Below are 22140 nucleotides of genomic sequence, written 5' to 3' on the forward strand. Positions count from 1 at the left end.
GCGTGTCAGGTCCGAGACCCACCGTGCGGGGAATGCCTCACGGCTCCGGCGGTACCCACTCTCCGCCGCCTCGCACCAGCGGCCGTCCGGCCAGCGCGCCGGTGGCCTCGCCGTCGCGGATCGCGAATTGGCCGTTCACGAGCACGTGCACGGTCCCTTCGGAGAACACCTGCGGCTCCTCGTAGGTGGCGCGGTCGTAGATGCCGTCGGGATCGAGCACGACGATGTCCGCCTTCATGCCCTCACGCACGTACCCGCGGTCGGGAAGCCGCAGGAAATCCGCCGCCAGCCCGGTCATGCTGCGAATGGCGAACGGCATCGAGATCACGTCTTCGTCCAGCACGAAATCGCGCAGCTTCTTGGTGAAGGCACCGAACGGCCGCGGATGCGTGATCACCTGGTCGGGGCTCGGCGTGCGCCCGTCCGTGCAGGTCATCATCCAGGGCTCCCGTGCCAGGATCTTCGTGTTCTCGGTGTCGTAGAGGTCGAGGTTCATCACCGCCGCGCTGCCGTTCCGCAGGATACGGCGCACCGTCTGGGGGACCGGCAGGTCCCACTCGCGCGCCACCTGGCCGAGCGTCTTGCCGTTGAGCTCCGGGTCGGGCTCGACGATCAGGATCTTGTCGGCGCCCCCGCGGATCTCGAGCATCTCCATCGTCTGGCGGTCCAGGATGCGTGCGGTGTCCGGATGGTCGAAGCGCCGCTCCATCTCCGCCTGACCTCCCGCCGCGGCCCAGCGCGGGATCGCGTAGGCGGCCAGGTTGGACTGCGTGGCGGTGTAGGGGTGCTGGGCGGCCTGGACGTCCACGCCGCGCGCCTGCGCTTCCTCGATCATGCGCGCTCCCACGGGGGCCCGTCCGTAGTTGTGCGCACCCTGCGGGTTGAAATGGCTGAAGATGACGCGCGCACCCGACTCCTCACCGATGCGGATGCCCTCCGCCACGGAGGCGTCGTAGCCGATGCCCTGATAGGAGGCGCCCAGGTCGCGGTCGTGCGTGTCGTAGATGGCGCCCTCGGAGCCGGCCAGCTCCACCGCCACCCGCGCGAGCTCGATCACCTCCTCGGTGGTGGCGTAGTAGCCGGGGGTGTAGAACAGACCGGAGGAGAGGCCGAAGGCGCCGCCCTCCATCCCCTGACGCACGAGCGCCTTCATGCGCTCGAGCTCGTCGTCGTCGGGCGCGCGCGCCTCCATGCCCAGCACGGCCCGACGCACCGCGCCGTGGCCCACGAAGTCGGCGGCGTTGGTGCCGATGCCGTTCCGGTGCCAGCGCTCCAGCTGCCCGGCCACGTCTGGATCGCCGCCCCCGTCCAGCCCCAGCACCACCGTGGTGATGCCCTGGAAGAGGAAGGGCTTGCCGTCGCGGCCCCAGTCCTCGTCCAGCTCCGCGTGCGAGTGCATGTCGATGAATCCGGGGGCCACCAGGAGATCGGTGGCGTCCACGGTGTCCGCGGCGGTCAGGCCACGGGCGGTGGCGTCCCCGACGAACGTGATGCGGTCGCCCTGGACGGCCACGTCCTGCCGGGCCGCTTCACCGCCCGTGCCGTCGTAGACCTCGCCACCGAGGATGAGGAGATCCGCGTCCGGGCTCGTGTCGCAGGCGAGCGGGAACAGGGACGCGAGCAACGCGAGAGCGCACGACGAACGGATACGCATGGGAGACTCGGCGGTCAGCGGGGGGTGGCCCGGGGGCGCAGCCAGGCCTCCCGGAGCGGGTGCGGGCCCGGGAGCGGCGTCGCGGCCAGCCCGGGATCGGCGTCCAGGCGGAGTGTGGCGCGCTGCGCGCCGGCCCGCGCCCGCCACTCGACCGTGACGGCGTCTCCGGGCCGACGGCCCGAGAGCACGCGCGCCACGTCCTCGGCGGAGCGGACCGCAGTGCCATCCAGGGTGGTGATCACGTCGCCCTCCTCCAGCCCGGCGGTGTAGACCGCGGAGCCCTCCAGGGGCCGTGAGCGGATGCGCACGCCGGCGGGATCGTTCGCGAGCGCGAGGCGCAGGACGGCGCGCTCCGGGCGGGCGGCCGCGAGACGGAAGCCGCCCTCCGCCAGCAGCACCTCGAAGTCGGGCAGCTCGTTCCCACGCACGAAGCGGTCGAAGAAGTCCGCGGCGAAGCCGGCATCGCCGCTCGCCTGCGCGAGCGCGGCCTGGGCGTCGTCCACCGTGTACGGCCGGAAAGGCTTTCCGTGTCGCTCCCACATCACGCGCATGAAGTCGTCCAGCGTACGGTCGAAGCGGGAGCGCAGCGTCAGGTCCAGCGCGAGGCCCAGCGCCGACCCCCACGTGTAGTAGGAGATGAAGATGTTGGCGGTGTTCTGGGGATCGATCGACACCGCCGCGTCCACGAACGGGGCGTTGCGGCTCATCTCCATGGGGCTGCGGTGGCGGTGGCCGGGGCTGTTGACCACACCGTCCACCATGCCGGCGATGCGATCGCCGAAGGCGGCGTCATCCAGGATGCCGGCGCGCCGCATGGCCAGGTCGTCGTAGTAGCTGGTGAACCCTTCGGCCAGCCAGAGCGCGTCCGAAACGTCCGCGGCCTCGAAGTCGAACGGCTCCAGCGTGACGGGGCGGATGCGCTCCACATTCCAGGCGTGGAAGAACTCGTGTGCGACGGTGCCGAGCACCCCGATGGCGTCCTCGGGCAGGCGCGCCACGCGCGTCAGCACGGTGGAGTTGCGATGCTCCATGCCGTCGCCCGACACCCAGGGGAGATAGGCGGCCAGGAACGTGTACGTGCCGTAGTCGAACGTCGGGAACTCGCCGTAGACCGCTCCCTCCTCCCGCACCACCGCCTGCACCATGCGCACGTAGTCGTCCAGCGCGCTCTCCGTACCCTGGTGTCGGAGCGCGAAGCGGACGGTCTGCGTGCCCCGGTTGCCCGCCACGGTCCACTCGCGCCAGGCGATGTCGCCGAGCAGCGTGGGCGAATCCATCAGGTAGGCGAGATCGGGCGCGCGGAAGCGCTGCGGATCGTCCGTGGGCTCGAGCTGCGTGGCGATGTCCCAGTCGCTGCCTGCGGGCGTCGCGAAGCGGATCTCGACCGGACGATCGCGGAGCTGACGGGCCCAGACCCACGTGGCCGGCGCGTTCAGCAGCGCGCCGGTGGGGTCGATCTGGGCATAGGTGCCGTCGCCGCGGTCTCCGAACAGCGTGTAGGTCATGCGGACGGTGCCGCCGTGTCCGGTCACCGTCCACTGGTGCAGGTCCGGCCGCTCGACCCGGAGCGCACGCCCGTTCCCGTCGGTGATTTCCACGTCGTAGACGTTCTTCACGAACTCGTGCAGCGCGTAGCGACCCGGAGACGTGCGGCTCATGCGCAGCTCGAGGGGGCCGGACGGCACCTCCGTGAACGTGACCGTGACGCGGGCCTCGTGGTGCACGGCGTTGGCGAAGGTGATCTCGTAGCGGACCGGGGCCTGGGCGGGCAGGGCGGGCGTGCACGCGCACACGAGGAGGAGGAGGAACGCGGCGGTGCGGCGGGCCAGGGCCATGTCGGGCACTCCTGCGGTGATCACGGATCCGAGCGGCCAAGGTACCGCGGGCCGTCCCCCGGCACACGGCCCCGCCTCCGGACGCGACGCGGGGCGTGGGAGGAAGCCCCCACGCCCCGGTCGCCGGTCTCGCCCCTGGAGCGTCAGTCCCAGCGATCCCAGCGCTCGTCGTAGCGCCGGACGTTGAGGCGCACCACATCCACGTGGCGGTCCCGACCGTAGGCGATCAGCTCGGCCACCGGCGTGCGGCCCGCCCGGACCTGCAGCACGGTGCCGCCCCGCCGACCGGGCAGCAGCCGACCCACGAGCGGGCCGTGGGCGCCGATCCGGGCGGCGTGCCGATCCAGGCGGTCGACCGTGCGACCGCCGAGGATGCGGGAGAGGTCGCGGGCATCGAGGCGGCCGTGCCCGAAGCGGTCCGCCCGCGGATGGAGGGACACCCGCCAGTCCACCGGACGCCAGGCGGGCCGGTAGGCGTAGCGGTCCCGGTCGTAGCGGTCGTGGCCGGCCACCACCACCACCCGCGCGTTCCAGCCGGGACGCACCTCGATGCGGCCACGAGCGTCCACGCGGCCGGGCCGGTCGTACCGGTCGCGGTCACCGCGGTCGTCACGATCGTCGTAGCGGTCGCGATCCCGTCCGTCCCGGTCCCAACCGTCGCGGTCCTCCTCGCGACCGTAGCGGTCGTCCCCCCCGCGTGCGTCGCGGTTCCCGCGCCCACCCCGGCCGTAGGCGTCGTACGCCGCGTCCGTGAGCTCGATGTCCTCGATCGACCCCCGGAAGAGCGCTGCATCCGGCGCCACGGCCTGCTCGGCCTCCCACCACTCGTCCACCTCCACCCGGGCCTGCGCCGAAGCGGAGGAGGCCGTAAGCGGCAGAGCGAGCAATGCGGCTCCCAACCACTCCGTTCTCATGGCGACCTCCTTGTGCCTGGGGTGCCGGGTCGGGCGCCGAGGGGTCGGGGCCCTGGCCAAGCACCACTGCCCGCCCCCGGGGCAGAGCCTGTGCCCCGGACGCGACGTCGCCGCAAGAGATTGTCGTGGAAGAAGATCGGGGAACGGGCCGGCGCGCCGCCCCGGTCGGATCTGTCCTCTCCGGAGGACAGATCGGCCTCGGCCGTGGATCCGGCGGACGGGGGGCGGCGGACTGCAAGGCGACGACAGCGGCGCCTGCCGGGGGGTCCGCCCCCGCAGGCCGTCAGCGCACGCGGTTCCCCGCGATCCAGACCGAATGGACCTGTCGGGTGGCGGTGATGTCGGCGAGGGGATCGGCGTCGAGCACGACCAGGTCGGCCCAATGGCCTTCCTCCACGGTGCCCAGGTCGTCCAGGCCCATGCAGCGGGCGGCCGTGACCGTGGCCGAGCGCAGGACCGCCTCCGCCGTCATGCCGGCTGCGGCCATCTGCTCCATCTCCAGGTGCTCGAAGTAGCCCTGGAAGCGCCCGGCCGGACCCGTATCGGTGCCCATGGCGATGGGCAGCCCGGCTCCCGCCAGCACGACGAGGTTCGTGCGCGCCTGTTGCAGCGCCTGCTTGTAGCGTTGGGCGCTCGTGCTGGCGCGCACCTGGGCCTGCCGCTCGGGGGCGGACAGCTGGCGCACGACGGCGGTATCCGCGCGGGCCAGGAAGAACGGATCGTCGAAGAACTCGGGTCGCTCCTCGTAGGCGAAGGTGGAGACCTCCCGCATGAGCGTGGGCGTGTAGCACACCCCCGTCTCCACCATCAGCGCGATGAAGCGCGGATCGACCAGCCGGTCGCGCACCGAGTGCGCGATGAAGTCCACGCCCGCCTGCAACAGCCCGCGCGCATCCTCCAGATAGAACACGTGGGCGGCGACGCGCAGACCGCGCGCGTGCGCCTCGTCGATGACGGCGGTGTAGACCTCGGGCTCCATCTTGCGCGTGGTGCCGAGGTTGTCGTCCACACGGATCTTGATCCAGTCGACGCCCATCGGGTCGAGCTGGGCCACGACGTCGCGGGCGGCTTCGGGCGTCTCCGCCTCCACGACCGGCCCCGCCACGAACAGGCGGGCCCGATCCAGCTCCGCGACGTCCTGCGCGTCGCGTAGGGCCAGTCCCGCGTCTCCGTCTCCGCCGAGGCTGACCACCGTGGTCACACCATACCAGGCGTACAGCTCGAGCTGCCGCAGCAGGTTCTCGCGGGTGTAGTGGCCGCCCTCCAGGCCCAGGACGTCCCCCACGTGACCGTGGGCATTGATGAACCCCGGCACCACCCACCGACCCTCCAGGTCCACCGTCTCGGCGTCGGCGGGCACCTCCACGGAGGCCGCGGGACCCACCGCGACGATGCGGCCGCCGCGGACGAGCACGGTCCCGTCCTCGAGGAGCGGCGCGCCCGTGCCGGTCCAGATGCGGCCGTGCTGGAGCGCGCGCAGCGGCCCGTCCGCGTCGGTCAGCGGCGGGGCCGGTGGAGCGTCCGGCCCACAGGCCGAAAGCACGAGGAGGAGGGGGGCGAGACGGCGGAGGCGATCCATGGGAGTCCCCGGGAGGCGGGTGGCGGACGGGCGCAGGATCGGGTCTCCGCGGCGGCGGGTCAAGCGGGTCCGGGTGGGGCGGCCGAGGACGGCCCGTGACCCTCCGCGTGGCCACCCCCCTGGCACGAAATGCCGTCCGGAGGGGATGGAGGCGGTCGGGGAAGGAAACGTCAACCCTTTGTCCGTCAACAGGTTGAACGCCTGGTGCCGCACGCCCACCCCTGGCTCGCATGTTGCTCTGCGCTCGGCAGGGCTCCGGGACGGCCGGGGTCGATCCATGAGAGGGAACCATGTCCCGACCCGCACGCACCGCACTCCTGGCGCTGGCCCTGCTGGCCGCCTCCGCGCTTCCCGCCACCGCCCAGGTGGGCCTCGGCGTCAACGCCAGCACGCTCGGCGTGGGCGGCGACGTCTCGCTCATGGTGGCCCCGGTCCTGGGTGTTCGGGGCCGTGTCTCGGTTCAGCCCTGGGAGCCGTCGCACACGGTGGACGACGTGGAGGTGACGGCGAGCATGTCGTCGCCCAACCTGTCCGCGTTCGTCGACTTCTACCCGTTCGGTCGCACGCTGCGCCTGGTGGGCGGCGTCGTGAAGTTCGGCTCCAACATCGAGGTCGTCGGCGTGCCGCTGAACGACGTCGAGATCAACGGCGTCCTGTACGAGCCGGGTCAGATCGGCCGCGTGATCGGGACCATCGTCACGCGCGAGACCGCGCCGTACGCCGGGATCGGATTCGGCAGCCCGGTGGGCGGCTTCGGACTGGTGCTGGACCTGGGCGTGGCCTTCCAGGGAAAGCCCACGCTGGATGTCACCACCGACGGCATCCTGTCGGGGGAGCCGACCTTCCAGGCCAATCTCGACGCGGAGATCGCGGACGCCGAGCGCGAGCTCGAGCGCTTCCGCTTCTATCCCGTGGTGAGCCTCGGGTTCTCCATCGGGTTGTAGAGCTTCGTCGGTCCGCGCGAGCGGGCCGGCGATCACCAGCCTCTTCTGCGGAAGGGGACCTCCTGAGCCGAACGGGCACCCCTCGGGGTGTCCGTTCGTGCATCCGGACTTCGTGACGAACTGCATTCCCCGTGCGGGGCGCCGGGTGCGTTCGATCCGTGGGGTCGGCAGCGCGCCCCGTGTGCAGCGTCAGGAGCAGCCCTCGATCCAGCGCACGGCGGGGAGCACACCGGCGTAGAAGCGGACCACGCGCGCGCCGTCCGTCTCGAAGATCAGGAGGCGGTTGGGATCCCCCGGATCGGTCACGGTGACGTAGTGACCCTCCGGCCCGGTGTACTTGTGGGGCGTCACGTCGGCCTGTGTCCCGTAGTGGGCGACCAGCGCGGCCTCGGTGTCGCCCACGCCGAAGCCCGTGTCCGTGTGCACGCCGGTGCTGTCCACGTCCACCCGTACGAGCGTGTCCCCGACCACCATCGCGGCCACGCCCGGTGGGAAGGCGGAGGGCCGGACGTAGTCACACGTCTCGTTCAGGGCGTAGGCGGGCGTGAGCGGCTCGCCCAGCACGCCCTCCGCGTCCTGGAGCGGCACCCCCAGGGGAAGCGGGCCGAAGGCCTGCGGCGAGAGCGTCCACGACGCGGGCGCGCTGTCCACCGCCGGGCCGGCGGGCGACGTCGCGGAATCGACGGAGGCCGCGGGCTCGCCCTCCGGAGACGTCTGCGGAGCCTCACGCGCGCATCCGCTCACGAGGATCACCAGCGTCAACGTGCTGCGCGTCGTCATGCCCGTCTCCCGGCCGAGGTTCCGGTGGCGCGCCTCCGCGCCCCCGTCGGGGGGTGGATCCCTGTACCCGATGGGGGTGGGCACGGTGCCGGGGATCGTGGCGGGCCTTGTCCACGGCGTGGCATCGGGACCACACTTCCCGACATCTGCGGCGGAGCGGGATGCGGCGATCGCCCGCTCTGGAGCGGCCCCGACGGATGGCGCGCGGGGGCCCGTCTCTTGCCTCCGCAGCCTCCAAACGCCGGCCGCTGCTCGCGCGCTCTTCGCCTCCACGACACAGGGATCCATGTCCGACACGCCCGAGGTGTTCGTCCTCGTCCACGTCCCCAAGACGGGAGGCACCTCCCTGAACCATGCGTTCGAGCATGGACTCGAGATGGGCACGGAGTTCATCCATCTCGACACAGCGGGGCTGCGACACGGACAGTCCCTGGGCCTGCCTCCCTTCGCCGAACGCTCGGAGGCGGAGCGCCGGAAGGCCCGGGTGATCGCGGGACACGACATCGACGTCACCATCCACCGGCTGGTCCCCGGCCGCACGCCACGCTACTTCACCTTCCTGCGCAATCCCGCGGCCCGTCTGGTCTCCGCCTACAACTTCGAGATGCACGAGTTCTACTCGAACGTGGGCAAGACGCCGATCGAGTTCGACGACTGGTATCGGAAGCAGGAGCGCGACGTGGTGACGCGCTTCCTGTCCAAGCGCGTGCTGCCTACGCCGCTCGGCCGTCGGTTGGCCCAGGCCCAGCGGTATCTGCAGTATCCTCTGCGCGGCCGCGCCACCCGCGGCGCTCTGGCGCGGTTGAACCGGGCCCTGGAACGTTTCTGGTACGTGGGAACCACCGATGCCATGAACCAGGCCGCACCGCTGCTGCTGGAGCGCATGGGCATCGAGGCGCGGATGGAGCGCCGCCTGGTGACCGGCCGCGACTTCACCAAGCGTCTGGAGCTGGACGCGGCCCTGGAGGCACGGCTCCACGCCGACAACCCGCGTGACCTGGAGCTCTACGAACACTGGCGCACGCGTGACGCCGAGAGCCTGGAGCGGGCCGTCGCCCGATGACCGCACCGGCGCGTCCGGGGAGGAGGACAGCGGAGTGAAGGAGCGCTTCGGCAACGCGCGCACGGTGCTCGCGATCCTGCTTCTGCTGGGGATCGCGACCGGATTCGTCGAAGCGCTCGTGCTGTGGATCAAGCACGAGGTGTTCGGCCAGGTCGTCTTCGTGAGCCGGCACGTGCTCTGGATGGCGCCGGTGGCGTACCTGCTGGTCTTCGGCGCGCTGGGTCTGGTCCTCGCGGTCGGCGCCTTCCTGCTGCCTCGTCTGGTCCGGTCGCCCCTCGCCGCGTTCGCTGGCGTCGCGTTCGGCGTCGGCTGCCTGCTCCTGCCGGTGGGTCAGATCAGTCGCATCGCCGCTGCCATCCTGGCGGCCGGGGTGGGTGTGCAGGCAGCACGCTTTGCGCGCGAGCGTCCCGCACGCGCCGGCCGGGCGCTCGCCGTCGGCGTGCTGGTGCTCGGGGTCGCGGCGGCCCTCGCGGGCGCGGTCGGTGCGGTGCGCTTCCGTACGGCCTCCAGCGGCTTCGAAGGGCCGGTGGCGGCGCGGGGCGGTCGGGCGCCCAACGTGCTCCTGGTGGTGTGGGACACGGTGCGCTCCGCCAGCCTGAGCCTCTATGGCCACACGCGCCCCACCACGCCGGTGCTGGAGCGTCTGGCGGCCGAGAGCACGGTGTTCGACGAGGCCTACTCCACCTCGCCGTGGACGCTGCCCGGACACTCGTCGCTGTTCACCGGCTACTTCCCGCACGAGGTGTCGTCGAGCTGGTACGAGCGACTCGACGCCCGCCGGACCACGTTGGCCGAGGTGTTCCGCACGATGGGACACGCCACCGGTGGGTTCGTGGCCAACCATCACTACACGGCGCACGACTCGGGGCTCGGACGGGGATTCGAGACCTACCGCGACTACGTGGTGAGCTGGGATCAGGTCCTGCGCTCGTCCGCCTTCACCCAGACGCCGAGCGGCGAGCGGATGATCCGGGCCCGCTCCCTCCCCGAGCTGTGGCGCGCCGCGCGCGCCTTCAACTGGTGGGTGGCGCAGAAGCGGGACAGCGACCGGAAGCACTCGGACGAGCTGAACGCCGAGTTCCTCGACTGGGTGGACTCGCTGGAGGGGCGGCCCTTCTTCGGGTTCCTCAACTACTTCGATGCGCACGCGGGCTACTGGTCGCCTCCCGAGTTCCGTGAGCGCTTCCCTGCGGACTGGGAAGGGGAGTACGAAGCGGCCATCGCCTATCAGGACGACCGGCTGGGACGCCTCCTCGACGGGCTCGAAGAGCGCGGCCTCCTGGAGAACACCGTGGTGATCGTCACCTCCGACCACGGGGAGCTCTTCGGTGAGCACGGTCTGCACGGCCATGCGTCCAGCCTCTACCGCAACGTGTTGCACGTTCCCCTGCTGATCCGCTATCCGGCCGGCGTTCCCGCCGGACGGCGCGTCGCCACCCCCGTGAGCCTGCGGGACGTCCCGGCCACCGTGACCGACGTCGCCGGACTCGACTTCGAGCCCGCGTTTCCCGGCCGTTCGCTGGCCCGATACTGGACTGCGGATCCGGCCGCGCCCGAGACGCTGCTCGCGGAGGTGGAGGAGGGCCGCAACAACCCGCCCACCGATCCGATCAGCCGTGGACCCGTGCGCTCCGTGCTCGGAGGAGGCTGGCAGTTCATCCTGAACGGGGACGACACGGAGGAGCTGTACCGGTTCGCGCCGGACTCGACCGGCGAGCTGGACCGCGCCACCGAACCCGAGGCGCTCCCGCACCTGACCCGGCTGCGTACCGAGCTCGGCACGTTCCTGCCCGCGCTTCGTCGCTGAGGCGCGGAGCGGTCGGGCCCTGCCGTGGGCCTTCTCTGGGTCCGCGGCCGTGCTGCCGGATCCGCCCTCGCACCGATCGGCATTCAAACCCTGATCGGTCGGTCTCCATCCAACCCGGTGACGCACCCTACGCCCCGTGCTCCCCGAGGTCCCATGGATGGGTTCCGGCAGGATCTCCGCTTCGCGTTCCGGTCCCTGCGCCGTCGCCCCGGGTTCACCCTCGTGGCGGTGCTTACCATCGCGATCGGGATCGGCGCCAACTCCGCGATCTTCAGCGTCGTCGACGCGGTGCTCATCGAACCCATCCCGGTGCACGAGCCGTCCCGGCTGCTGGTGCCCGACGTGGTCGCGCCCACCGGCTTCTCCATCAGCCTTTCGATCCCCAACCTGGTCGATTGGCGGGACCGCAACCGCACGTTCGCGTCCTTCGCGTCCAGCTCCGGTCGTTCGCGCACGCTGACCGGCGGGGATCGCGCCGAGGTGGTGCGGACGCGCTGGATCCTGGGCGATTTCTTCGAGACCCTGGGCGTGTCGCCGGCCCAGGGCCGCGTCATCCCGGCGGACGAGACCTTCGCGGGAGCGCCGGCGGTCGCGGTCATCACCCATGGCTTCTGGCAGCGCCATTTCGGCGGTGAGCGCGCGCTCGGAGAGACGCTCCTCCTGGACGACCAGCCCTTCACGGTCGTCGGCGTCATGCCCCCGTCCTTCCGCTTCCCCGACGCCAACACCGAGATCTATCTGCCCATGGGGTTCTACCAGGCGCAGCTGTGCTGGGATCAGCGCGGATGCTCCCAGGGTGCCTTCGGGATCGGGCGTCTGCGCGATGGCGTCACGATAGAGGCCGCCCAGCAGGATCTCGACCGCATCGTACGCGAGATCGAAGAGACCGAAGGCCAACGCGTGGCGCGCCCGGTCCTGGAGCCCCTGGTCGACTACTACGTCGGCGACATCCGCCGCAACCTGTGGCTGATGATGGGCGCGGTGGGATTCGTGCTCCTGATCGCGTGTGCCAACGTGGCCAGCCTGACGCTCGCGCGGGGTGAGGCGCGGCGGCGCGAGGTGGCGCTGCGCTCTTCGCTGGGCGCCGGTCGCGGGCGGGTCATGCGTCAGTTCCTCACGGAGAGCATGGTCCTCGCGGCGCTGGGCGGCGTGGTGGGGCTGGGCGTGGCCTGGCTCGGCATCCGGGCCTTGGTGCCGGTCGTCGCCGACTCACTGCCCTCGGCGCTCACGGCCCGCATCGGGCTCGATCCCACCGTGCTGATCTTCACCGCCGTGGCCACGCTGGTCGCGGGCGTCGTGTTCGGCATCGCGCCCACCCTGCGCGCGTCCCGGACGGATCTGGTGGGCGAGCTCAAGGAAGGCTCCCGCGGCGGAGGCTCGGGGCGCAACCGCAACGCGCTGCGCTCGGCGTTGGTGGTCGCGGAGGTAGCCCTGTCGCTGGTGCTGTTGATCGGCGCCGGCCTGATGATCCAGAGCATCCGCCAGCTGCGTCACGTGGACAAGGGGTTCGCGGAGGACAACCTGTTCACGGCCGAGGTCCCGCTCCCGCGCGCGCGCTACGACGGACGCGACGCGGCCTGGCCCTTCTTCCGCGAGTTGCACCGTCGGGTCGCTGCGTTGCCGGGTGTGGAGCGGGCGTCCCTCACCCAGATCCTCCCGCTGGAGGGCAGCTCCTGGGAGCAGGGGATCTATCCGGAGGGCGTCGAATACACGCAGGACAACGTCCAGTCGGTTCTGTACTACATGGTCACCCCCGAGCATTTCGACGTGTTTCAGATCCCGCTGCTCGCGGGTCGCGGCTTCGAAGCCCAGGACCGCGACGGCGGCGACCGGGTGGCCATCATCGACGAGACCATGGCCGAGCGGTTCTGGCCCGGGGAGAGCGCCATCGGCCGGCGGGTGACGTTCGAGTCCACGACCGACGACGCCGGCGAGACCGAGCGGATCTTCAGGACCGTGGTCGGCGTGGTGAAGAACGTTCGCCACTACGAGCTGGAGAACGCCGCCCGCATCACGATCTACGTGCCGTTCGAGCAGACCAACGGCAACTGGACGGGCACGCTCAAGCTCGTCGCGGCCACGAGCGGCGATCCCACGCTCCTGACGGACGCCGTCCGCCGCGAGCTCTCGGCCCTCGACCCCGAGGTCCCACTGGCCGAGGTGCAGACCATGGAGACCGTGGTGGACCAGGCGATGTCGGGGCCGCGCGCGCTCGGCACGCTGCTCGGCGTCTTCGCTGCGGTGGCGTTGGGCCTCTCCGCCATCGGTCTCTTCGGGCTGATGTCGTACATCGTGGCCCAGAGCTTCCGCGAGATCGGGATCCGCATGGCGCTCGGCGCCAGCGCCGGGCGCGTGGTCACGACCATCTCGGGGCAGGGGCTGCGCCTCGCCGCGTTGGGCGTGGGACTGGGGCTGGCGGCCGCCGTGGTGTTCACACGACTCCTGGGGACCGTCCTCTACGAGGTCGACCCGATGCACCTGGGCACGTTCGCGGCGTTCTCGCTCTTCCTGCTGGCGGTCGCCGGCGCGGCGGCCTGGATCCCGGCTCGCCGCGCGACGCGGATCGACCCGGGCATCGTCCTGCGACAGGATTGAGCGGTCCTACCGGGTCGCGCCATTCGCCTCCCACCAGACCACGACGCCGCCCTTCATCACGAAGCGCACGCGCTCGATGACGCCGATGTCCCGCAGCGGATCCCCCGGTACGGCGATGACGTCGGCGAGCTTGCCCTCCTCCAGCGTGCCGATCCGATCCTGCCAGCCCAGGATCTCGGCGTTCAGCGCCGTCGCCGAGCGCAGCGCATCGGCCGGACGCTCCCCCTGCTGGACGCGGGCCACGAGCTCGTAGCCGTTGCGGCCGTGCGGGATCACGCCGGCGTCGGTGCCGAACCCGATCGGCAGATCGGCGTCCAGCGCGCGGCGGAACGCTCGATCCTTGATCTCCTCGATGGCCCGGCTACGCGCCACGTGCCCTTCGAGGTTGGCGCTGTCGGCGGCGGCCCCGATGAAGTCCCCGGTCGCCAGCGTAGGCACGTAGAACGTGCGCCGCCCGCTTCCTTGCAGAAGCGCGATGGCCTCGTCGTCGAGGTACGAGCCGTGGTCGACGGTGCGTACGCCGGCGCGGATGGCCGCCTTGATGCCCTCGGCGCCGTGCGCGTGGGCGGCCACCATGCGGCCCCAGCGGGCCGTCTCCACCACGGCGGTCCGGATCTCCTCGTCCGAGTACTGTTGGGCGCCGGGCTCGATCCCGCTGGAGAGCACTGCGCCGGTGGCGAGGATCTTGGTGAAGTCGGCGCCGTGCTTCTGGTTCGTGCGCACGGCTCTACGGATCTCGTCGGGGCCGTCGGCCAGGTTCTGTACGAGCGGCACGTCCACGTAGATGGAGAACTGACGGGCGTCCCCGGCCCCGCCGGTTGCGGAGACGTAGTTGCCGGCCACCACCATCCGGGGTCCCTCGACGACACCCGCGTCGATCGCGCGCTTGAGGTCCACGTCCACGTAGGGCCAGGTGGGGCCCATGTCGCGGACGGTGGTGAAGCCCGCTTGCAGCGTGCGCAGCGCGTTGCGCGCGCCGTAGAGGGCGGCCTCCCCCGGCGTGGTGGTGAGCAGCTCCTCCTCCCAGGAGACGCCGTCGGTGCTGGTCAGGTGCGTGTGGAGGTCGATCAGACCGGGCAGGAGGGTGGCGTCCCCGAGGTCGATGACCTGGGCGCCGGACGGGATCACCACGTCGGACCCGACGGCCCGGATGCGACCGGCTTCGACGAGTACCACGCCCGGCGTGATCAGCGCGTCGGTGCGGCCGTCGAAGAGGCGGGCGGCGCGCAGCGCGACCGTCTGGGCCGCGAGCGCGGAGCCCGGGACGAGCCAGAGGGACAGGAGGAGGACGGCGCGGGACATGGGATCTCCGGGCGGTGGGGAAGGTCCCAAGCTGGAGGTGCCCGGGTGCGACCGAAAGGCGGCGGCGCGTGTGGCCCCGCGGGCGGCCACCGACGGGCAAGGGACCGGCCGCGGCCGGGTGGCCGCGTCTGCCCCGCGGGGGGAGGAGCGCACCGGGTGGTGCACCCGAAACCCGGACCGGGGTGGCCGCGTATCATCGGGAGAGCCTCGACCGCACGGAGGATCCCCATGCCGTACACCGCCAGGGCCGGCGCCGCACGCCGGTCCGTTCTGCTCGCCACCGCCCTGTTGGCCCTCGGACCCGCGGGGTCCTCCCTGTCCGCGGCCCCGGCGACGGCGGCCCGCGGCGTGTCGACCGTCGCGGTGGGCGAACCCCTCGAGTTCCTGGTCCGCTCCGACGGGCTGGTGGAGGTGCGGGGGGTGGGCGATGCGCGCGTCGTACACCTGGTGCGCGCCCAGGACGTCCAGGCGCTCTGGGCCCGCGCCGTGGCCGACGGCAAGGAGATCGTGGCGGTGGTCGAGGCCGAGGATCCGACCGACTACGCGCGCATGATCGAGGTGTTCGACGCGCTCAAGGCCGCCGGGGCGGAGCGGATCTCGATGCGACTGCCGGGTCTCCTGTAGCCATGCGGCCGGCGCGGCCGGCCGGGCCGTCCGGGGCGGCCCTGGGGCTGCTGTGCGCGGCTGCGGTGTGCGCACCCGTGGCTGCGCAGCAGATCCCCGACCCCGACTTCGACGCGACGGTCGCGTCGCCGGCGTTCCCGTCCGGGACCGGGCCCCGCGTGCTGGTGGACGCGGCCCATCAGAACTTCCACACCGCCGACGGGCGCTACGGGGCGTTCGCCGCCGTGCTGCGGGCGGATGGCTACCGGATCGGGTCGGGGACGCGGAGCCTGGATGCCGAGGCGCTCGCGGGGGTGGACGTGCTCGTCATCGCCAACCCCGGCATGGAGGGCGGAGCGAGCTGGGCGCTGCCCACGGCCCCGGTCTTCACCGAGGCGGAGGTCGCCACCGTGCGGCAGTGGGTCGAGCAGGGCGGCGCGCTCTTCCTCATCGCCGACCACATGCCGGCCGCCGGAGCCGCCGCGTCGCTCGCCGCCGCCTTCGGCGTCCGCTTCACCAACGGCTACACGTTCGGGCCGCGCGACGGGAGTGGCATTCCCGGCGACCGCTTCACCCGCGCCGACGGCACCTTGCGCCCGCACCCCATCACCGACGGCCGCCACGCCTCCGAGCGGGTCGATTCCATCCGCACCTTCACCGGTCAGGCGTTCCAGCTCGTGGCCCCCGCGGACACCCTGCTGCGCTACGGGGCGGACGCGGTGACGCTCCTGCCGGTGGACGCGGGCGCGGGCACGCTGGACGAGCGGACGCCGCGGGTGCCGTCCCCGTCCTGGCCGCACGCGGTCGCGCTGGAGGTGGGGCAGGGACGGGCGGTCCTGTTCGGGGAGGCCGCGGCCTTCTCCGCCCAATTGGCGGGTCCGAACCGCTTTCCCATGGGCATGAACCACCCGGACGCCGCGCGCAACAAGCAGCTCCTCCTCAACGTGCTGCACTGGCTGTCGGGCCTGACCGGCTAGGAACGCCGACCCTGCTCGGGTCGGGGAAGAATTGCCGCGGAGCGGGGTAGCGAGGGAGAGCGCAGGTATCCCCTCTTCGAGATGGCCATGGCCGAGCCCGCAGCCGCCCGGTCCCCCGCACCCGTCGCCGAGCGCCGCATGGCGTGGTCGGTCCGCATCGCGCGGATCGCCGGGATCCCCGTGCAGGTCCACGCCACCTTCCTGCTGCTCCTGGGCTGGATCGCCTGGATCCACTGGCGCGACGGCGGCACGCTGGCCGCAGTCGTGGACGGGGTCGTCTTCGTGCTCGCGGTCTTCCTCTGCGTGGTGTTGCACGAGTTCGGACACGCGCTCGCGGCGCGCCGCTTCGGGATCGTCACCCGCGACATCACGCTGCTGCCCATCGGCGGTCTGGCGCGCCTGGAGCGCATGCCGGACAAACCGCAACAGGAGCTGTGGGTCGCCATCGCCGGCCCGCTCGTCAACGTCGCGATCGCGCTCGTGCTCTGGGCCGGGCTGACGTGGGCGGGTGCGCTCCGCCCGATGGGCTCCATGGGCGTCGCCCAGGGCAGTCTGCTGGAGCGTCTGCTGGTCGTGAACGTCGCCCTGGTGCTGTTCAACCTCATCCCGGCCTTCCCCATGGACGGCGGACGCGTCCTGCGCGCGCTGCTGGCCTTCCAGATGGGCCTGCCGCGCGCGACCCGCGTCGCGGCCACCCTGGGACAGGGCCTGGCCCTCCTCTTCGGTCTGATCGGCCTGGTGTACAATCCCTTCCTGGCGTTCATCGCCCTCTTCGTGTGGATCGGGGCCGCGCAGGAGGCCAGCGCGGTGGAGGTGCGCGCCATCCTCTCCGGCGTGCCCGTGCGCGACGGCATGATCACCGAGTTCGAGGTGTTGCAGGCCAGCGCTCCGCTGTCGGTCGCGGTGGAGCGCGTGCTGGCGGGCTCCCAGGAGGACTTCCCGGTCGTCGACGGCGGCCAGGTCGTAGGGGTGCTGACGCGTGCCCACCTCCTGCGCACGCTCAGCCACGCCGGGACGGGTGTCCCGGTGGCCGCCGCCATGCTGCGCGGGGTGCCCTGGGTGGATCCGGACGAGCGCATCGAGCAGGCGCTCGAGCGCCTGCGGGCCTCCGACGCGCCGCTGGTGCTGGTGGGAGAAGCCGGTCGTCTGCGCGGGATCCTCACCGAGACCAACGCCAGCGAGCTGGTCCAGATCCGGGCCGCGCTCAACCGCTGACGCGGCGGGGTCCCGCTCGCGACCGGACCGGGCGCGGAGCGCGTCCGGGCGTGTCGACTTCCTCCCGGGATGCCTCACGGGGGCACCCCGCGTTGCACCCGGACCCGCCCGTTCGTATATCGAACGACATCGAGACAGCTTGAACGACGGAACCCTCGCCGGACGCAGGTCCGCGAGGTCTCAACGGGTTCCCGCCTCCCCCCTCCGTCGCGAATGGACCGGCTCCGGTGATCGGGCCGGCCGGACGGCTGTCGTCTCCCACACGCAGACCGGAGGTATCCGATGAGCTTCCATGGTTCATCCTCCCCGTCCGTGCGGCCGCCCGGGGGCGGCGGAACGGGCGCCAGGGCCGCGCGACGCCTGATGGCCGTTGCTCTCGCGAGCATGGCCCTCGCCGCACCACTCTCGGCCCAGAACCAGATCGGTGGCCGCATCATCGACGCCGAGACCAACCAGCCCCTCGCCGGCGCGCAGATCCGCATCGCCGAGACCGGACAGGGCGGCCTCACGCAGGCGAACGGCCGCTTCCTGATCGTGGGCGTGCAACCCGCGAGCGTCACCCTCGAGGTGACGATGCTCGGCTATCGCACCGTTCGGCAGCAGGTGACGACCGGCACCGTGGACGTCGTCATCCCCATGGAAACCGCCGCGGTGCTCCTCGACGCCATCGTCGTGACGGGCGTCGCCGGTGCGCAGCAGGCGCGCTCCCTCGGCAACACCGTCGCCACCGTGCGTGCGGACGAGCTCACCGAGATCGCTCCGCCCTCCGACGTGGAGTCGCTCCTGAGCGGACAGGCGGCCGGCGTGCAGATCGGGGTGGGCGGCGGCGAGATCGGGGGCGGCGCCAACATCCGGATCCGCGGCGCCAGCTCGATCTCCCTGAACTCGCAGCCACTGCTCTACGTGGACGGCGTGCGCGTCAACGGCAACAACGCGGACGGCGGCGGAGGCATCGGAGGCGTGGGCGTCGACAACAGCGTTCCCCCCTCCCGCCTCAACGACTTCAGCCCCGAGGACATCGAGTCCATCGAGATCATCAAGGGACCCGCCGCCGCGACGCTCTACGGGACCGAGGCGTCCAACGGGGTGATCAACATCATCACCAAGAAGGGCGCGCAGGGCGCGCCGCGCTTCACGTTGACAGTGAATCAGGGCGCGAACTGGCTGCCGAGCCCCGAGACGTACTTCCCCGCGACATGGTTCCGATGCGCCGGGACGTCGGGGACGTGTACCGCCGGGGAGGTCACCGAGTTCAACGTCCTGCGCGAGGACCGGGTCCGGTACGGGTACGACTGGTTCCAGACCGGTCTGCCCCAGGGGTACTCCGCCAACGTCAGCGGCGGGACGGAGAGCCTGCGCTACTACTTCTCGGGTGACTGGGATCGCGACGAGGGCGTGGTCGACTACAACTGGCAGAACCGGCTGAACGGCCGCGCCAACCTGGACTGGACGCCGCGCGAAGACCTGGACTTCCACTTCGGACTGAGCGGCGTCCGCTCCAAGCTCTCCTCCGCGTCGGCCAACCAGCCGGTCACCACCGCGATCCTGTGGTCCTGCTTCGGAGGTTGTGAGGCGGGGTCGGGGGCCAACAACCCGGTGGACGGTCCGCAGCGTGGGTATATCGGCTACCTCCCCGAGGTCCTGGCCGACTCGGTGGAAGGCTTCCAGTCGGTGAGCCGCCAGACGTACAACCTGCAGGCGACGCATCGTCCCACGAGCTGGTTCACGCATCGCCTGGCTTGGGGCGGCGACTGGACGGAGACCAACAACACGCAGCTCTACCGGCCCATCCAGGGGCCCGGCCACTTCCAGCCGCGCGGATCGAAGTCGGCGCTGCGGCAGACGACGCAGTACATCACGGCCGAATACTCGGCGACGGCCACGGTGAGCCCCAACGAGAGCGTCACGCTGGCCACGTCCGGAGGGCTGCAGTACTACCAGAAGCAGGAGGATTGGATCTACGCGGCCGGCAACATCTTCGCGGTCTCGACCCTGGAGACCGTGAGCGCCGGCTCGCAGAAGGACGCCGCCGAAGGGTTCGTGGAGAACAAGACCGCCGGCGCGTATCTCCAGGAGCAGTTCTCCTGGCAGAACCGGTTGTTCCTGACGGCGGCCGTACGCGGCGACGACAACTCCGCGTTCGGGCAGAACTTCGATTTCGTGGTGTACCCGAAGTTCAGCGCCAGCTGGGTCATCTCCGAGGAGTCGTTCCTGGAGGACTCCGACTGGATCGCGGATCTCAAGCTGCGCGCCGCGTGGGGTCGCGCCGGTCAGCAACCGGACGTGTTCGCGGCGCTCAGGACCTACCAGCCCGCCGTGGGTCCCAACGGCGCGTCCACCGTGCGCCCTGAGAACATCGGCAATCCGGATCTGGAGCCCGAGGTGGGCGAGGAGCTGGAGCTGGGCTTCGACGCCAGCCTCTTCGACCGTCGCCTGGACATCCAGTTCACGTACTACGACCAGGCGCGCAAGGATGCCATCATCCAGGTGCCCGTGCGGCCCTCGGTGGGATTCCCCGGCATCCAGTTCCAGAACATCGGCGAGATCAGCAACCGCGGCGTGGAGCTGGCGCTCAACAGCTCCGCGTTCCAGGGCACGAACTGGGGGCTGGACCTCGCGCTCAACGTCTCCACCAACGACAACGAGATCGTGAGCATGGGCGGCCTGCCGCCCCAGATCCTGAACGGTGCCAACCCCACGACCGGATGGTCCGGCCAGTACTACGCGGAGGGCTTTCCGCTCGGCTCGATCTTCCTCAAGAAGGTCGTTTCCGCCGACATCCAGGGCACCGGCGCCGCGGCCCGCGGCGTGAACGTGATGTGCGAAGGGGGTGCCGTGATCCCGGGGACGCCCAACCTGTCGCGGGGCGGCGGATCGGCCGTTCCGTGCGCGGACGCGCCCTACCTCTACCGGGGTTCGCCCATCCCCACCCGGGAGGCGACACTGTCGTCCACGCTCACGCTCTGGGAGCGTCTGCAGCTCTTCGCGCAGGTGGACTACCAGGGTGGGCACACCATGATCAACGGGACGGCCGCGGGTGCGCACCTCTTCTTCAAGGTGACGCGCGAGATCCAGGAGCGCGACGATCCCATCCTGCTGGGCTACGAAGCCATCGGGTCGGACGGGATCAACCAGGCCGGGCTGATGGACGCGAGCTTCGCCAAGCTGCGGCGGGTGTCCGCCAGCTACACCGTCCCCGAGTCGGTCGCGGCCGGCATCGGTGCCGAGCGGCTGACCCTCACCCTGTCGGGGCACAACCTCGCCACGCTGTGGCAGGCCACCGACGAGGTGTTCGGCTATCCCATCCGCGATCCCGAGCAGCGTGACACGGGCGCCTCCGCGTCCGATCCGGGCGGCCTGCACGCCTACGTCCAGGAAGCCTGGCCGCCGATCCGGCGGCTCATGTTCACCGCCCGGGTGACCTTCTGATGCCCCGCCTGCAACGAGGAGTCGGTATGCGATCGCAACGTGCAGGACGCCGGGCGCCCCGTGTCCTGGGGTGGGCCCTGGCGCTGAGCGGCATGACCGCGTTCGGCGGCTGCAGCCTGGACGACCTCCTGGAAGTGGACCTTCCGGGTCGGGTCGTCGAAGCGTCCCTCGAAGACCCACGCCTCGCGCAGACGCTCGCGAGCTCGGTGGTCGCGGACGTCGAGTGCGCGTGGGACAACTACGTGGCCGCGGCTGCGCACCACTCGGACGAGTGGATCGCGAGCTCGGGCAACTCCACCATGGCGCGTTGGGGCCTCCGCGACGTGCCGCCCACCTTCCAGGCGATGGCCACGGGTGGGTGCGGAACCAACTACGGCCTGTTCACGCCGCTCCACGGGGCGCGGGTCCAGGCCGAGACCAACTTCGCGCGCATCTCCGCCTTCGCCGATGCGGACGTGCCCGACAAGACCGCGCTGCTGGCCCGCATCCGCACCTACGGAGCGTGGCCGATCATCGCGTTGAGCGAAGGGTTCTGCGGCTCACCGATCGACGGCGGAGACCAGACCCTCACACCCGTGGCGCTGGCGGCGCTCGCGGAAGGCAAGCTCACGGAGGCGCTCCAGCTGGCCGAGCAGGCCGGACTGACGGACCTGCGCAATCTGGCACTCGTGGGCCGTGCCCGCGTGCGTCTGACGCAGGGGGACTTCGCGGGCGTGCTCGCGGACGCCGCCCAGGTCCCGGAGGGCTTCACGTTCGTGGCCACCCGGGACGCGACGCCGGGAGACCGGCAGAATCGCCACTACGCGGCCATCAACGGTCTGGCGAGCGATCCCAACTCGCAGAAGCACGCCACGGTGGCCCCCAACTACCGGGCGCTGGAGTGGAAGGGTGTACCGGACCCCCGGGTCCACGTGGAGTGGGACGGCACGCTGGGCTTCGACTTCTTCACCCGGCACTACCGTCACGACAAGATCAATTCGTTCGCGGCGCCGACCGTCATGGCATCGTGGCGCGAAGCCCAGCTGTTCATGGCGGAAGCGTACGCGCGCACGGGCGAGCTGGAGCAGGCGCGCACCCTCCTGAACGTCCTGCACGACCGGGTGGGCCTGCCGGAGGTGGAGGCCGCCGACGTACCGACGGAGGAGGCGATGATCCGTCAGGTCATCGAGGAGCGGCGGCGCGAGTTCTTCTCGGAGGGTGGGCACCGCCTGCACGACCACCTGCGGTGGAGGGGAACGGCGTTCAATGTCCCGTTCCTCGGCGAGCCGGGGTCCATCCATCCGGACGGGCAGCTGCTCGATCCCGACACCGGCGCGCCGTTGCGTGAATACGAGGACTGGACCTGCTTCCCGGTGCCGACGGTGGAACAGCCCTGATCCACCCGGACCCACCTCGGTGACCCTGGCCCGGCGGGATGCGATCCCGCCGGGCCTTCGTCTGCCC

15 protein-coding genes are annotated in these 22140 nt (G+C 71.4%); 9 read left to right on the forward strand and 6 right to left on the reverse strand.

All coding sequences use genetic code 11. From position 1 onward, the window contains the following. Positions 1-37: 37 nt before the first annotated feature. The 4 genes from R3E98_14290 to R3E98_14305 all read right to left on the reverse strand — a co-directional run bounded on the left by R3E98_14290 (position 38) and on the right by R3E98_14305 (position 5982). Positions 38-1654, reverse strand: a complete 1617-nt coding sequence (locus tag R3E98_14290; protein ID MEZ4424574.1) for an amidohydrolase family protein — start codon at positions 1652-1654, stop codon at positions 38-40. Positions 1655-1668: 14 nt separating this feature from the next. Next, entirely contained in the window at positions 1669-3489 is a 1821-nt protein-coding gene (locus R3E98_14295) for a PDZ domain-containing protein (protein ID MEZ4424575.1), read from the reverse strand. A gap of 143 nt (positions 3490-3632) precedes the next feature. Then, the gene (locus R3E98_14300) at positions 3633-4403 is read right to left on the reverse strand and encodes a hypothetical protein (GenBank protein ID MEZ4424576.1); all 771 of its coding nucleotides are present in this window, start codon (positions 4401-4403) and stop codon (positions 3633-3635) included. 283 nt (positions 4404-4686) lie between these two features. Then, positions 4687-5982: an amidohydrolase family protein gene (locus R3E98_14305; GenBank protein MEZ4424577.1), complete on the reverse strand. Its 1296-nt coding sequence runs from the start codon at positions 5980-5982 to the stop codon at positions 4687-4689. A gap of 290 nt (positions 5983-6272) precedes the next feature. Between R3E98_14305 and R3E98_14310 the strand changes: the two genes are divergently transcribed. After that, positions 6273-6926: a hypothetical protein gene (locus R3E98_14310; GenBank protein MEZ4424578.1), complete on the forward strand. Its 654-nt coding sequence runs from the start codon at positions 6273-6275 to the stop codon at positions 6924-6926. 189 nt (positions 6927-7115) lie between these two features. On the opposite strand, the gene R3E98_14315 is transcribed toward R3E98_14310, so the two are convergent. Next, entirely contained in the window at positions 7116-7706 is a 591-nt protein-coding gene (locus tag R3E98_14315; GenBank protein ID MEZ4424579.1) for a hypothetical protein, read from the reverse strand. A gap of 286 nt (positions 7707-7992) precedes the next feature. Here R3E98_14315 and R3E98_14320 point away from each other — a divergent pair, with 286 nt between their 5' ends. The 3 genes from R3E98_14320 (at position 7993) to R3E98_14330 (ending at position 13171) form a co-directional block, all read left to right on the forward strand. Beyond that, positions 7993-8769 carry a sulfotransferase family 2 domain-containing protein gene (locus R3E98_14320; GenBank protein ID MEZ4424580.1) on the forward strand — a complete coding sequence of 259 codons (777 nt, stop codon included), beginning with the start codon at positions 7993-7995 and terminating at the stop codon, positions 8767-8769. Positions 8770-8803: 34 nt separating this feature from the next. After that, a complete protein-coding gene (locus R3E98_14325; protein ID MEZ4424581.1) occupies positions 8804-10576 on the forward strand; it encodes a sulfatase in 1773 nt (590 codons plus the stop codon). A gap of 153 nt (positions 10577-10729) precedes the next feature. Further along, a complete protein-coding gene (locus R3E98_14330) occupies positions 10730-13171 on the forward strand; it encodes an ABC transporter permease (protein MEZ4424582.1) in 2442 nt (813 codons plus the stop codon). Between the two features lie 6 nt (positions 13172-13177). On the opposite strand, the gene R3E98_14335 is transcribed toward R3E98_14330, so the two are convergent. Next, positions 13178-14473: an amidohydrolase family protein gene (locus tag R3E98_14335; protein ID MEZ4424583.1), complete on the reverse strand. Its 1296-nt coding sequence runs from the start codon at positions 14471-14473 to the stop codon at positions 13178-13180. A gap of 228 nt (positions 14474-14701) precedes the next feature. Between R3E98_14335 and R3E98_14340 the strand changes: the two genes are divergently transcribed. The 5 genes from R3E98_14340 (at position 14702) to R3E98_14360 (ending at position 22073) form a co-directional block, all read left to right on the forward strand. Next, complete coding sequence (locus tag R3E98_14340; protein ID MEZ4424584.1) at positions 14702-15097, forward strand: hypothetical protein; 396 nt, start codon at positions 14702-14704, stop codon at positions 15095-15097. Between the two features lie 77 nt (positions 15098-15174). Then, on the forward strand, positions 15175-16053 hold the full coding sequence (locus tag R3E98_14345; GenBank protein ID MEZ4424585.1) for a DUF4350 domain-containing protein: 879 nt from the start codon (positions 15175-15177) through the stop codon (positions 16051-16053). A gap of 138 nt (positions 16054-16191) precedes the next feature. After that, entirely contained in the window at positions 16192-17268 is a 1077-nt protein-coding gene (locus R3E98_14350; GenBank protein MEZ4424586.1) for a site-2 protease family protein, read from the forward strand. A 363-nt stretch (positions 17269-17631) separates the two neighbouring features. After that, complete coding sequence (locus R3E98_14355) at positions 17632-20697, forward strand: SusC/RagA family TonB-linked outer membrane protein (protein ID MEZ4424587.1); 3066 nt, start codon at positions 17632-17634, stop codon at positions 20695-20697. A 26-nt stretch (positions 20698-20723) separates the two neighbouring features. Continuing rightward, entirely contained in the window at positions 20724-22073 is a 1350-nt protein-coding gene (locus tag R3E98_14360; GenBank protein ID MEZ4424588.1) for a RagB/SusD family nutrient uptake outer membrane protein, read from the forward strand. Positions 22074-22140: the final 67 nt, after the last annotated feature.

The sequence above is a fragment of the Gemmatimonadota bacterium genome (assembly GCA_041390125.1).
GTDB lineage: Bacteria > Gemmatimonadota > Gemmatimonadetes > Longimicrobiales > Gaopeijiaceae > JAGQIF01.

Excerpts from the sequence above, each read along its gene's own strand:
- R3E98_14295 (MEZ4424575.1), bottom strand. The coding sequence starts at position 3,489 with ATGGCCCTGGCCCGCCGCACCGCCGCGTTCCTCCTCCTCCTCGTGTGC.
- R3E98_14350 (MEZ4424586.1), top strand. The coding sequence starts at position 16,192 with ATGGCGTGGTCGGTCCGCATCGCGCGGATCGCCGGGATCCCCGTGCAG.
- R3E98_14320 (MEZ4424580.1), top strand. The coding sequence starts at position 7,993 with ATGTCCGACACGCCCGAGGTGTTCGTCCTCGTCCACGTCCCCAAGACG.
- R3E98_14335 (MEZ4424583.1), bottom strand. The coding sequence starts at position 14,473 with ATGTCCCGCGCCGTCCTCCTCCTGTCCCTCTGGCTCGTCCCGGGCTCC.
- R3E98_14305 (MEZ4424577.1), bottom strand. The coding sequence starts at position 5,982 with ATGGATCGCCTCCGCCGTCTCGCCCCCCTCCTCCTCGTGCTTTCGGCC.
- R3E98_14330 (MEZ4424582.1), top strand. The coding sequence starts at position 10,730 with ATGGATGGGTTCCGGCAGGATCTCCGCTTCGCGTTCCGGTCCCTGCGC.
- R3E98_14340 (MEZ4424584.1), top strand. The coding sequence starts at position 14,702 with ATGCCGTACACCGCCAGGGCCGGCGCCGCACGCCGGTCCGTTCTGCTC.
- R3E98_14360 (MEZ4424588.1), top strand. The coding sequence starts at position 20,724 with ATGCGATCGCAACGTGCAGGACGCCGGGCGCCCCGTGTCCTGGGGTGG.
- R3E98_14290 (MEZ4424574.1), bottom strand. The coding sequence starts at position 1,654 with ATGCGTATCCGTTCGTCGTGCGCTCTCGCGTTGCTCGCGTCCCTGTTC.
- R3E98_14310 (MEZ4424578.1), top strand. The coding sequence starts at position 6,273 with ATGTCCCGACCCGCACGCACCGCACTCCTGGCGCTGGCCCTGCTGGCC.
- R3E98_14315 (MEZ4424579.1), bottom strand. The coding sequence starts at position 7,706 with ATGACGACGCGCAGCACGTTGACGCTGGTGATCCTCGTGAGCGGATGC.
- R3E98_14300 (MEZ4424576.1), bottom strand. The coding sequence starts at position 4,403 with ATGAGAACGGAGTGGTTGGGAGCCGCATTGCTCGCTCTGCCGCTTACG.
- R3E98_14355 (MEZ4424587.1), top strand. The coding sequence starts at position 17,632 with ATGGCCGTTGCTCTCGCGAGCATGGCCCTCGCCGCACCACTCTCGGCC.